Origin of the sequence: Micromonospora sp. NPDC047707, assembly GCF_040704235.1 — a bacterium.
In the GTDB taxonomy this organism is placed as follows: domain Bacteria; phylum Actinomycetota; class Actinomycetes; order Mycobacteriales; family Micromonosporaceae; genus Micromonospora.
Genome location: NZ_JBEYSU010000027.1, coordinates 1 through 11889 on the forward strand (window position 1 = coordinate 1; position 11889 = coordinate 11889).

An 11889-nucleotide genomic window follows, 5' to 3' on the forward strand; every position below is an offset into this window, starting at 1 on the left:
ACACCACCCGCCCCCCCCCGACACCCACCCCCCCGCCCCCACCCCCTTCCCCCCCCCCCCGCCCTCCCGCGCTCCGGGCGGGCGGCGGCGGGCCGGGGGCGGGCCGCCGGCACGGGACCTGCCGGCGGCCCGCGGCGGCCTGCTCGTCAGGAACGGGGGACCCGACGGGGCCGCGCGCCGACAACGGTACGCCGATCGACGCCGATCCCGCGAGCGCCCCGGCTCTCCGGAATTCCCGCGAAGGCCGTCACCACCGTATCCACCTGCCCGTTGAACCCCTATGGGCCTGCCGTGTCGGCGATCACGACCGAGGAGACCCGTCCCGGGTGACGCCGGTCGTTGCGTCAGGCTCACCGACATCCGATCGGCCCGTCCGGCGAGGTGACAGCCGTGCCCGAACTGAGTGAGGTCGCGTCGCCGACGCTGGCGTACATTGCGCTGCTCGGCCTGCTGATCGCCGACGCCTTCATCCCGGTGATCCCCACCCAGGCCATCATGATCACGTCCGGCGCGCTGACCGTCTACGGCGGCCTCAGCCTGCCCGTCACCATCGCGGTCGGCGCGGCCGGCGTCTTCGCCGGCGACCTCGCCTGCTACCTGCTCGGCCGGGGCACGCCGTCCTCCCGGATCGCCGCCACGCTGCGGGCCAGCCGTGCGGCGCGGCGGTCGCGCGAGCCCGGTGCGGCCCGGCGCGTCGCGGGGCGGGTCGCGCGGGGGCTCAGCCGGCCGGGGCCGATGGTGATCATGGTGTGCCGGTTCGTGCCCGGTGGCCGGATGGCGGCGTGCTTCGCGGCGGGCCGTCGCCGCTACCCCTACCGGCTGTTCCTGCTGTACGAGTCGCTGGCCGCCCTGGGCTGGGCGTCGTACGGCGCGCTGGTCGGCCACCTGGGCGGCGCCGCCCTGACCGGCTCGGCCTGGCGCCTGGCGATCATCGCCGGAGCGGCGGCCCTCGGCTTCGCGGCGGCCGGCTGGGCGATGACCCTCCTGACCACCCGCACCACCCGCCCCGCCGACCTCCCATCAGACTGAACACTCGGAACCTGGAAGGAAACGGCCTCCGGAGGGGCCGAAATTTTCCAGGATCTCACCGGGTGAGCGGCACCTAAGGGCTGACCCCGGGATCGATGTCGGTGGGTCGCCCGGATCCGTCTCGGGCGGCTCCGGCGGCAGGCTGAGGCATGCCCGCAAGCCGGAACAGTGGACTGCTCGCACTCGGTGGGATCGCCCTCGCGGCGTTGCTCGCCGTGGTCGGCCACCTCGGCGTGGACGACCTCGACCCCTGGTCGCTGACGGTCAGCGACTACGCCGTCTCCGATCGGGGCGGCGTCATCGACTACGCCATGGTCGTCCTCGCCGTGGCCACGGCCGTCCTGCTTCCCGCTCTCCGGCGGCTACGGCGACCCCGGGTGACGGAGGTGCTGCTGGCGGCCTGGATCGGCGGTCTCCTGCTGGCCGCGGCCGTGCCGACCAACGAGCCGGGCCTGCCGATGGACACCGCCGCGTACGTGCACCGGTACGCCTCCGTCGCGGCGTTCCTGGCGCTGCCGGTCGGCGGTTGGCTCCTCGCCGACCGGCTGCCCGCCGGCACCGCCCGCTGGGTACGCCGGTTCGCCGTCGCCAGTCTCCTGCTCGCCGCCGCGATGGTCTGGTCGGCCTACCCCGGGGACCGGGTGCTGCTCGGCCTCGTGGAGCGCCTGCTGATCCTCGCCGAGGTCGCCCTCCTGGCGACCGTCGCCGCCACGCTGACGACGGTCACTCCAGCTCGTGGAGCATCAGCTGGCGGGCCGCTTCGGTGATCGAGCCGGAGAGGCTCGGGTAGATCGTGATGGTCTGGGCCAGCTCGTTGACCGTCAGGTTGTTCTCCACGGCCATCGTGATCGGCAGGATCAGCTCGCTCGCCTTGGGAGCCACCACCACGCCGCCGAAGACCTGGCCGCTGGCGGGACGGCAGAAGAGCTTGACGAAGCCGTCGGAGACCTCGTCCATCTTCGCCCGGGCGTTGCCGGCGAGCGGCAGCATCACCTGGCGGCCGGGGACCTTGCCGGCGTCGACCTCGTCCTGTGAGACGCCGACGGTGGCCAGCTCCGGGTCGGTGAAGACGTTCGCCGCGACGGTCCGCAGGCGCAGCGGCCGGACCGCCTCGCCGAGCGCGTGCCACATCGCGATGCGACCCTGCATCGCGGCGACGCTGGCCAGCGGCAGCACGCCGGTGCAGTCGCCGGCCGCGTAGATGCCGGGCACGTTGGTCCGGGAGACCCGGTCGACCGTGACGTATCCGCCACGGGCCAGCTCGACGCCGTACTCGGCCAGGCCGAGGTTCGCCGTGTTCGGGATGGAACCGACCGCGATCAGCGCGTGCGAGCCGTGCACCTTGCGGCCGTCGGAGAGCTCCACCTCGACGCCGTCGCCGGTACGGCGGACCGCGTCGGCACGGGAGTTGTTGAGGATGCTCATCCCCCGGCTGCGGAACACCCGCTCGATGGCCATCGCGGCGTCGGCGTCCTCGTGCGGCATCACCCGGTCCCGGCTGGAGACCAGGGTGACCTCGATGCCCATCGCCAGGTACGCGCTGGCGAACTCCGCGCCGGTCACCCCGGAACCGACCACGATCAGGTGCCGGGGCAACTCGGTGAGGTCGTACACCTGGCGCCAGGTCAGGATGCGCTCGCCGTCCGGCACGGCGGTGGGGAGCTGGCGCGGCGTCGCGCCGGTGGCGATCAGGACGGTGGAGGCGTCGATCGAGTACTCCGCACCGCCGTCACCGGGCGTGACCACCACCCGGTGGGTATGACCGAGCGTGTTCTCACCGAGCCGGGCGCTGCCGGCCACGAAGGTCACGCCCGCCTTCACGAGCTTCGCGTGGATGTCGGCGGACTGGGCGAGGGCGAGCCGCTTGACCCGCCCGTGGACGGCCGGCGCGTCGACCGTGACCGCCTCCAGGCCGTCGGAGTGCACCCCGAACTCCTCGGTGTCCCGGTAGCCGGTCACCACCTGCGAGCTGGCGATGAAGGTCTTCGACGGCACGCAGTCGGACAGCACGCACGCGCCGCCCGCGCCCTCGGCCTCCACCACGGTGACGTCGGCGTCCAGCTGGGCGGCGACCAGGGCCGCCTCGTAGCCGGCCGGCCCCCCGCCGATGATCACGATCCGGCTCACAGCGCTCGCCCCTCGTCCATGCTCACAGTGACTTTCTTCTCCCGAACGCGTCCGACACGCACCGTCGTATTCTCCCCCACCGGCCGGCCCGGCTATCGTCATCGCCGTGCGTCATTACGCCGCCTACGGCTCAAACCTCGACCCTGCCCGGATGCGCGCCTACTGTCCGCATTCGCCGATGGTGGGCACCGGCTGGCTCGAGGGCTGGCGGCTCACCTTCGCGGGCGAGGGGGTGATCGGCTGGGAGGGGGCGGTCAGCACGGTCGTCGAGTCTCCCGGCGACCGGGTGTTCGTGGCGCTCTACGACATCCACCCGTACGACGCGGCGCAGCTCGACGAGATCGAGGGCGTCACCGCCGGCACGTACCGGAAGCTGCACGTGCGGGTCTCGACCCTGGACGGCGACGTCACGGCGTGGATCTACGTCTTCGACGGGTACGAGGGCGGCCTGCCGACCTCGTGGTACCTGTCGGAGATCGCGAACGCCGCCGAGAAGGCGGGCGCGCCGGACGACTACGTCACGGGCCTGCGCTCCCGCCCCACCGGCACCGCCTCGGCCTAGGGACTGTCGCACGGGCTCCAGTCTGCTACTGGTCGCGCCGGGGACGTGAGCCGGGCCCGCTGGAGGTCGTCAATCACACACCGGTGGCGGGTACGACCAGCTCGTACATGTCGGTCCAGCGCACCTCACGGAGCCCCACCGACTCGTAGAGGGTGACCGGCACGGTCGGGTTGGTCAGATCGACACCGAGGCCGGCCCACTCCCGGCCCTTCGCCGCGTAGGCCGAGAAGGCCCGCCACAGCAGCGCCGCACCGACCCCGCGCCGCCGGTACGCGGGCAGCACGGACAGGTTCCGCACCCACCCCTCGTTCTGCTCCAACCCCTGGTCGGAGGATTGCAGCACGCCGGCCGGTACGCCGTCGACCTCGGCGACGAACCACTCGTCCCAGGTGGTGCCGTACAGGCGGAGCTGCTCCCGCCACCGCTCGAAACCGACCGGCTCGTAGTCCGGCGTGTCCCGGAAGGCGACGTCGAAGATCCGGTAGAACTCCCGCAGGTCCGACTCGTCGTCGCCGCGCAGCGGGCGGACGGTGACCCCGGGCGGGGGCGGCGGCTCGGCGGGCAGGTCGGCCAGGCTCCGGCGCATCCCCACGTACCGCTTGGCGAGGGTGAAGCCGGCGTCGGCGACCTCCGCCGCCCACCGGACCTCGGGAGCGAAGACGGACACGCGGGCGGTCAGCGCCGGCACGCCCCCCTCGGCGGCCCGCTCGCCCACCCGGTCGAGCATCCGGGCGAGCAGCGGGGCGCGCAGGTCGTCGCCGTGCTCCGGGTCGACGTAGACCTCCACGAACTCCCGGCCCACCCCGGTCGGGTTGTCCACGGTCGCCCAGGCGACGAGCCTCCCCTCCGGATCGCTGACCACCCAGGAGTCCCGGGTCGGATCGGTGAAGGGTGCGGTGAGGGCGGCCTTGACGTCCTCGGCGTCGAAGTCCGGGTAGCCGACGGCGAAGACGTCGGCGGCGTGGACCACGGCGAGGATCGCGGGGACGTCGTCGAGGGTGGGTCGGCGGGCGGTCCAACCGGCGGGGAGGGTCACGGGGCCGATCCTGGCAAACCGCCGGCCGGAGCGCCGCCGATTTTTGGCGCGCCGGTCAGGGGCGGCGCCGGTGCGCGCGGAAGGCGGCCAGGAGATCCACCAGTTCGGCACCGTCGGCCGGGCCGAGCGCCGCGAACGCCGGCGCGGCCAACCGGTCGGTCACCGCCTCCGCCCACAGCCGCCGCCGGACCAGTGGGCCCACCGGGGGGTACGGCGGCGGCCAGCCGCACGCCACGGCACCGGCCTCGCCCTCCGGCCCGGCGAGCACCGCCTCCAGCGGCGTCATGCCGGCGGCGCGCACGGCGAGCAGGTGCGCCCCGGCGAAGTGCTCCCGCAGCAGGCGCAGGCTCACCGCCACCCGGGCGCCGGCGGTCCGCTCCGGCACCGGCATCGCCCGCCACGCGGCGAACAGCGGCATGCCGGTGGCGTCCGCGGCGTCGACGGCCCGGCCCAGCAGCACGGCGAGCCGCCCGGCACCGGGCACGGAGTCGAGGTTCTCGTCGCCCCACCGGCAGCACTCGGCCAGCGTCACGGTCGCCACCTGCATCGGCCGGACGGTCCGCAGGGCCGCGTCCCAGCCGTCGGCGACCGCCTCCGGTGCGATGAACCCGAGCGCGGCGGCCACCGTCTCCGCGCGTACGTCACCGAGCGCGCCGGCCCGCCCGGCGATGTAGAACGCCCACCCGGAGATGCCGAGCAGGCGGGCCTGGCGCAGGGTGACCGGGCAGCGGGTGAACGCGTCCCCGAGCTCCAGCACCGCCGGCTTGCACCCGGCCGCCACCTGCTCCGGGGTCACGCCCCCGCTCCCCGCACCACCCGTCCGTCCACAGGGGTCAGTCTGCCGTGCCGCCGCGGGTGCCGGCATCCTCCGCTTCGGCGTCGAGCGCCTCCACGGCCGCCTCGACCTCGCCGGCGCGGCGTCGGGCGGCGGTGAGCGTCCGCTCGGCGGCCCGCCGGGCCAGCTTGGCCCGGCTCAGGTCCTGCTCCACGACGGCCCGCCGCCGCTCCAGCTCGGCCAGTTCCGCTTCGATCGCGTCGAGGGCGGCAGCGCCGTCGCGCTCGGCCTCCGTCGCGCCGGTCAGCTCCGCCTCGGCCCGTTCCTGGTCGGTACGCGCCTTCGCCAGCTCCTTCTCCAACGCACGGCGGCGGCGGGCCCGCTCGGCCCGGGCGGCCCGTTCCGCCTGCTCGGCCCGCATCGCCGACCGGTCCGCCCCGCGGGGCCGGGGCGGCGGCTCGGCGGCCTCCTCCTCGCCGCCGGTGACCAGGCGCAGCTGCGGCCGGGGCACCTCACCGAACCCGGCGTACGTGGCGGCCCGCAGCAGGCGCCCGGAGCGCACCTGCTCGGCGACCTCGGCGTCGGAGAGCGCGGCGTTGAGGGTCGCCTCCACCTCGCCCAGCGGGAGCTTCCCGGCCGGCGGGGCGCCCTCGACCCCGGCCGCCAGCTTGCGCACCTCGCCGAGCAGCGCACCGACGACCGCGCGACGCTGGGCCGACAGCTCGCGCAGCTTTGCCCCGCGCAGCTCGCGCTGGGCGGCCCGCAGTGACTCGGCGAGCCGGCCGAGGTCGGCGACCAGCTCCGGCCGCTCCAGCGCGAGCAGGTTGACCAGCCAGGCGGCCACCGTGGGGCGGCGCAGCCGGGCGATCTCCCGGGCGGTTCGCGCGTCGCCGGCACGCCGGGCCTCGGCGACCGCCGCGTCCCGCGCGGCGACGAACTTGTCGGGGGGTGTGCGGTAGAGCTGGCGCACCAGCTCCCGGGGCGGATCCGGCATCGCCGCTCAGGCGTCGACCCGGGTGCCCGGTTCGAGCCGCCGGTAATCCCCCTCGAAGAGCCGGCTGAAGTTGCCGTTCAGCACGCCCAGCCCGTTGTCGTTGAGGTAACCGTCGTGGAGCGCGTACGCCCGGCGCGGCGCCACCGCGCGGAGGAAGTCCAGCGATTCGGAGAACTTGGTCCACGGGGCGTGGATCGGCAGGAAGAGCGTGTCCACCTCGATGTCGTCGGGGACGACGAGGGAGTCGCCCGGGTGGTAGACCCGCTCGTCGATCAGGTACGCCAGGTTCTCCACCACCGGGATGTCGGGGTGGATCACGGCGTGCCGCCCGCCGTAGGTGCGGACCGGGACGCCGGCCGCGGTGAACCGGCCACCCGCCTCGACCGGCGTGAGCACGTCGGCGAGACCGTCCAGGGTGGCGGCGAGCGAGGCCGGACCGTACACGGCGAACGGGCGACGGTCGTGCTGCTCGACCAGGGCCGCCACATCGACGTGGTCGGGATGCTCGTGGGTGATCAGTACGGCGTCCGCTCCGTCCAGCGCGGCCCGCTCGCTGACGATCCCCGGGTCGACGACCAGGACCCCGCCGTCGTGCTCGACGCGTACGCAGGAGTGGCCGTACTTGGTCAGCCGCATTCGTGACTCCTCGATTATCGAATCGTGACGTCCTCAGCGCAGTCTGCCGGAACGGACGCGGCACCGCGTCCCGTCTGACCGATCGCCCCGGTCACGGGGCTGCGGACAAGGCGCGGGCCGGCCCGGAGGCCGGCCGCCGACGATCGGAGCGGGGATGGGCGGAATCGGACCACGCCGGCGGGGTGTGGTGCTCGCGGCGGCGCTGGTGGCGGTACTCGCCGCCGGCGGCTGCGGCGGCGGGAGCGGCGGGCACGACAGCGCCGCGGAGCAGCCGGTCACCGGCGTGGAGGGCGGCGCGGACCGGGGCGGGCCGGCGGCCGCCGACGCGCAGGCCGGGGCCGGGCAGCCCGGGACGGCGGCGGGCGGCGCACCGGCGGACCTGCGGGTCGACCAGCGCGCCATCGTCTACACCGGCTCGATGCGGGTACAGGTGCAGGACGTGGACCGGGCCGCCCGGGACGCGATCGCACTGACCACGACGGCCGGCGGTTTCGTCGGCGGCGACCAGCGGCGCAGCGCCGACGGGGACGCCACCGCCGAGCTGACGCTGCGGGTGCCGGCCGCGAAGTTCACCACGGTGGTGGACGAGATCGCCAAGCTGGGCACGCGGCAACGCCAGGAGATCAGCACCGAGGACGTGACCGAGGAGACGGTCGACCTGGACGCCCGGATCGCCACCCAGCGGGCCCGGGTCGAGAACGGCCGGCGACTGCTGGCCCGGGCCACCTCGATCACCGACCTGGTGTCCCTGGAGAACGAGCTGGCCCGCCGCGAGGCCGACCTGGCCTCGCTCGAGGCGAAGAAGCGCCGGCTCGCCGATCTCACCGCCCTCTCCACGATCACGGTGTCGCTGGTCGGGCCGGAGGCCCGCCCGGTCGACGGGGAGGAACGGGTGGGCTTCCTGGCCGGGCTCGACGCCGGGTGGAAGGTCTTCCTGGCCTCGCTGACCGTGCTGCTGACCGTCCTCGGGGCGCTGCTTCCGTGGCTGGTCACGGTGGGCGTACCGGTGGGCCTGCTGGTGTGGCTGGTGCGCCGCCGCCGGCCGCAGCCGGCGCTGGTCGCCGCGACGCCGGCCACCGCCACCGCCGGCCCGGCCACCGCCACCGCGGCGCCGGACACGGCGGGTCAGGGCGTCGGGAACCCGGGCGGCATCAGCTCGCCACCGCCAGTGCCCGGAGCGCGGTCTGCACCATGACCCGGACGCCGGCCGGAATGGCCCGCTCGTCCACGTCGAACGACGCGCGGTGCAGGTCGACGTTCGGGCCGGAGCGGCCGACGCCGAGGCGGGCGAGGGCGCCGGGGACGTACTCCAGGTACCAGGAGAAGTCCTCGCCGCCCATGCTCTGCGGGGTCTCGGCGATGCCCTCCGGGCCGAGCGCGGCGGCGGTGGCCGCGGTGAGGATCTGGATGGCCCGGGAGTCGTTGCTGACCGGGGGCCGGCCGCGCAGGTACTCCAGGTCCACCGTCGCCCCGGTCGGCGCGATCACGTCCCGCACGACCTGACCGACCACCTTCGGGGCCAGTTCCCACGTGTCGCGGTCCATCACCCGCAGCGTGCCGGCCGCGCAGGCCTCCGACGGGATGACGTTGTACCGGGTGCCGGCCGAGGCGTGGCCGAAGACCAGCAGCAGCCCGCTGTTGGCCGGCACCCGCCGGGCGACGAGGGCGGGGACCTCGGTGATGAGCCGGCCCAGCGCGTCCACCAGGTCGACGGTGAGGTGCGGTCGGGCGGTGTGCCCGCCCGGGCCGGTGAGGCGGACGGTCACGTTGTCGGCGGCCGCGGTGATCGGCCCGACCCGCAGGCCGACCTTGCCCACCGGCAGGTTCGGGTCGCAGTGCAGCGCGAAGATCTGCGCGACGTCGTCGAGACCACCGGCCTCGATGACCTCGAGCGAGCCGCAGGGCAGGATCTCCTCGGCCGGCTGGAAGATCAGGCGCACCCGGCCGGGCAGCTCCCCGAGGTCGGCGAGCTGGGCGAGGAGCATGCCCACCCCGAGCAGGATCGTGGTGTGCACGTCGTGGCCGCAGGCGTGACAGACCCCGTCGACCGTGGAGCGGTACGGCACGTCCTTGGTGTCGGTCAGCGGCAGCGCGTCGATGTCGGCGCGGAGCGCGATCACCGGGCCGTCGGGGCGACCGTCGATGTCGCAGATGACGCCGTTGCCCTTGGGCAGCATTCGCGGGCGCAGCCCGGCCAGCGACAGCTCACGGGCGACCAGGGCGGCGGTCTCGAACTCCTCGCCGGAGAGTTCCGGGTGCGAGTGGATGTGACGGCGGGTGGCGATCAACCCGGGTACCCGGAGGGCGAGCAGGTGGTCCAGCTCGAAGGGCAGGGGCTGGGACCCGGTCGGCGCCTCAATCCAGGACGACGCCAGCTGGCTGCCGGTCGGCAGCGTCAACGCACTCGTCACGTCGAATTCTCGATCACTAGAAATGGATGGATCTTCAGGAACAGCAGACAGCCTAGACCTCCGGCGGTGACGCTGCGCAACCTCGTTCCGGTAGCGGTCAGAGCGCGCTGCGTCACGAACGCCCTGCTCGGGACGCTCGTAAATCAGCGGGACAGCAGGTAGATCGCGGTCGAACGCCGTCATCTGCCCCACACCTCCTACAACGCGTAACCGTTTCGCGGGTCACGAAATCGTCACCGGCTCCGAGCCGTCTTTCCGAATTGTGGCATTAGTCGGATGTGTTAACTGACACTCCGACAACTACCCGACCACGCTCGGCGACGAGGCCCCGCAGACGTTCACACGTTCGGGCTGCACCCGACCGCACACGGTGTGCGTCCCCGATCACCCGGCCGGGTTACCCGGAAAAGGTCTCCGGCATACGCCGCGACCGGTGGGCCGCGCCGCCCCGGGGGCGGGAGCGGGCGCCGGCGTCGTCGCGCGCGCCCCTCTCCGCGTCTGCGCCGCCGACCGGCGGCGGGGAGGTGGCGACAACTGTACGCCGTCGATCACACCCCCGCCGACCTGCGCCGCCCGTACGTCACCACGAGGCGCCACCCGGACAAGTCTCCGGGTGGCGCCTCGACGGGATCTCGACGAGCGCGCGACGCGTGCCGTCAGAAGCGGTCCGACGGCCGGTAGAGACCCCACACCTGGCGCAGCGTGCCGCAGACCTCCCCCACGGTGGCGCGCGTCCGCAGCGCCTCCTTCATCGGGTAGAGCACGTTGTCGCCGCCCTCGGCGGCGGCGCGCAGCTCCGCCAGGGCCCGCTCGACGGCGTCGTTGTCCCGCTCCGCACGGAGCTTCGCCAGCCGCTCCGCCTGGGCCGCCTCGATCGCCGGATCGACGCGCAGCGGCTCGTACGGCTCCTCCTCGTCGATCGCGAACCGGTTGAGGCCCACCACGACCCGCTCGCCGGAGTCGATCTCCTGCGCGATCCGGTACGCGGACTGCTCGATCTCACGCTTCTGGAAGCCGGCCTCGATGGCGTCGACCGCCGACCCGTGCTCGAAGACCCGCTGCATCAACGCGTCCGCGGCGGTCTCGATCTCGTCGGTCATGGCCTCCACCACGTACGACCCGGCGAACGGGTCGACGGTGGCGGTCAGATCCGTCTCGTACGCGAGCACCTGCTGGGTCCGCAGCGCGAGCCGGGCGGCCTTCTCGGTCGGCAGCGCGATCGCCTCGTCGAAGCTGTTGGTGTGCAGCGACTGGGTGCCGCCGAGCACCGCGCCGAGCCCCTGCACCGCCACCCGGACCAGGTTCACCTCCGGCTGCTGGGCGGTGAGCTGCACCCCTGCGGTCTGGGTGTGGAACCGCAGCATCATCGACTTCGGGTTCCTCGCGCCGAACTCGTCCCGCATCAGCCGGGCCCAGATCCGCCGGGCGGCGCGGAACTTCGCCACCTCCTCCAGCAGCGTCGTACGGGCGACGAAGAAGAACGACAGCCGGGGGGCGAAGTCGTCGACGGCGAGCCCGGCGGCCACCGCGGCGCGCACGTACTCGACGCCGTTGGCCAGGGTGAACGCGATCTCCTGCACGGGCGACGCGCCGGCCTCCGCCATGTGGTAGCCGGAGATGGAGATGGTGTTCCACTTCGGCACCTCCTTGCGGCAGTACGCGAAGGTGTCCGCGACCAGGCGCAGCGACGGCTTCGGCGGGAAGATGTACGTGCCCCGGGCGATGTACTCCTTGAGGATGTCGTTCTGGATCGTGCCGTTCAGCGCCGAGCCGGGCACGCCGTTCTCCTCGGCGACCAGTTGGTAGAGCAGGAGCAGCACCGAGCCGGGAGCGTTGATGGTCATCGAGGTGGAGACCTTGTCCAGCGGGATGCCGTCGAAGAGCAGCCGCATGTCCTCGATGGAGTCGATGGCGACACCGACCTTGCCGACCTCACCGTGCGCGATCGGGTCGTCCGAGTCGTACCCCATCTGGGTCGGCAGGTCGAAGGCGACGGACAGGCCCATCGTGCCGGCCCGCAGCAGCTGGTGGTACCGCGCGTTGGACTCGGTGGCGGTGCCGAAGCCGGCGTACTGGCGCATCGTCCAGGGGCGCGACGTGTACATGGTGGGGTAGACCCCGCGGGTGTACGGGTACTCGCCCGGGCCGCCCAGCCGGGAGTCCAGGTCCCCGGGAAGGTCGGCCGCCGTGTACACGCCCTTGATCGGGAAACCGGACTCGCTCGACCGCCGTTCGCTCATCCCCGGATGGTAGGACGAGCTGGCCGGGCCCCGGGTGAGGGATTCCGCACACTCCGTCCCGGACGGTCGACCAGAGGTG

At 73.7% G+C, this 11889-nt stretch carries 11 protein-coding genes; 4 read left to right on the forward strand and 7 right to left on the reverse strand.

From position 1 onward, the window contains the following. Positions 1 to 390: 390 nt before the first annotated feature. A complete protein-coding gene (locus AB0873_RS23760; protein WP_155328909.1) occupies positions 391 to 1029 on the forward strand; it encodes a VTT domain-containing protein in 639 nt (212 codons plus the stop codon). A gap of 149 nt (positions 1030 to 1178) precedes the next feature. Continuing rightward, positions 1179 to 1796, forward strand: a complete 618-nt coding sequence (locus tag AB0873_RS23765; RefSeq protein WP_366602226.1) for a DUF998 domain-containing protein — start codon at positions 1179 to 1181, stop codon at positions 1794 to 1796. Here the strand turns inward: AB0873_RS23765 and AB0873_RS23770 are convergent. Further along, the gene (locus tag AB0873_RS23770) at positions 1753 to 3156 is read right to left on the reverse strand and encodes an NAD(P)H-quinone dehydrogenase (RefSeq protein ID WP_366602228.1); all 1404 of its coding nucleotides are present in this window, start codon (positions 3154 to 3156) and stop codon (positions 1753 to 1755) included. The genes AB0873_RS23765 and AB0873_RS23770 overlap by 44 nt on opposite strands. Before the next feature lie 106 nt (positions 3157 to 3262). Here AB0873_RS23770 and AB0873_RS23775 point away from each other — a divergent pair, with 106 nt between their 5' ends. Then, positions 3263 to 3718 (forward strand): gamma-glutamylcyclotransferase, encoded by a 456-nt coding sequence (locus AB0873_RS23775; protein WP_155328912.1) that lies wholly within the window; start codon positions 3263 to 3265, stop codon positions 3716 to 3718. A 73-nt stretch (positions 3719 to 3791) separates the two neighbouring features. Here AB0873_RS23775 and AB0873_RS23780 read toward each other — a convergent pair whose 3' ends face one another. From AB0873_RS23780 to AB0873_RS23795, 4 genes are read right to left on the reverse strand one after another with little or no spacing between them, the layout of a single operon-like run. Then, positions 3792 to 4754, reverse strand: coding sequence for a GNAT family N-acetyltransferase (locus AB0873_RS23780; RefSeq protein WP_366602229.1), 963 nt, complete (start codon positions 4752 to 4754; stop codon positions 3792 to 3794). Between the two features lie 55 nt (positions 4755 to 4809). Beyond that, on the reverse strand, positions 4810 to 5550 hold the full coding sequence (locus tag AB0873_RS23785) for a hypothetical protein (protein WP_366602231.1): 741 nt from the start codon (positions 5548 to 5550) through the stop codon (positions 4810 to 4812). Positions 5551 to 5587: 37 nt separating this feature from the next. Beyond that, positions 5588 to 6523, reverse strand: a complete 936-nt coding sequence (locus AB0873_RS23790; protein WP_366602233.1) for a hypothetical protein — start codon at positions 6521 to 6523, stop codon at positions 5588 to 5590. A 6-nt stretch (positions 6524 to 6529) separates the two neighbouring features. Continuing rightward, positions 6530 to 7159, reverse strand: a complete 630-nt coding sequence (locus AB0873_RS23795; RefSeq protein WP_155328916.1) for an MBL fold metallo-hydrolase — start codon at positions 7157 to 7159, stop codon at positions 6530 to 6532. Positions 7160 to 7313: 154 nt separating this feature from the next. Here AB0873_RS23795 and AB0873_RS23800 point away from each other — a divergent pair, with 154 nt between their 5' ends. Next, positions 7314 to 8354, forward strand: coding sequence for a DUF4349 domain-containing protein (locus AB0873_RS23800; RefSeq protein WP_366602235.1), 1041 nt, complete (start codon positions 7314 to 7316; stop codon positions 8352 to 8354). On the opposite strand, the gene AB0873_RS23805 is transcribed toward AB0873_RS23800, so the two are convergent. Beyond that, entirely contained in the window at positions 8311 to 9570 is a 1260-nt protein-coding gene (locus tag AB0873_RS23805) for an amidohydrolase (protein WP_155328918.1), read from the reverse strand. The two genes, AB0873_RS23800 and AB0873_RS23805, sit on opposite strands and share 44 nt — an antisense overlap. A gap of 656 nt (positions 9571 to 10226) precedes the next feature. Then, positions 10227 to 11810: a methylmalonyl-CoA mutase family protein gene (locus AB0873_RS23810; protein WP_366602237.1), complete on the reverse strand. Its 1584-nt coding sequence runs from the start codon at positions 11808 to 11810 to the stop codon at positions 10227 to 10229. Positions 11811 to 11889 lie beyond the last annotated feature (79 nt).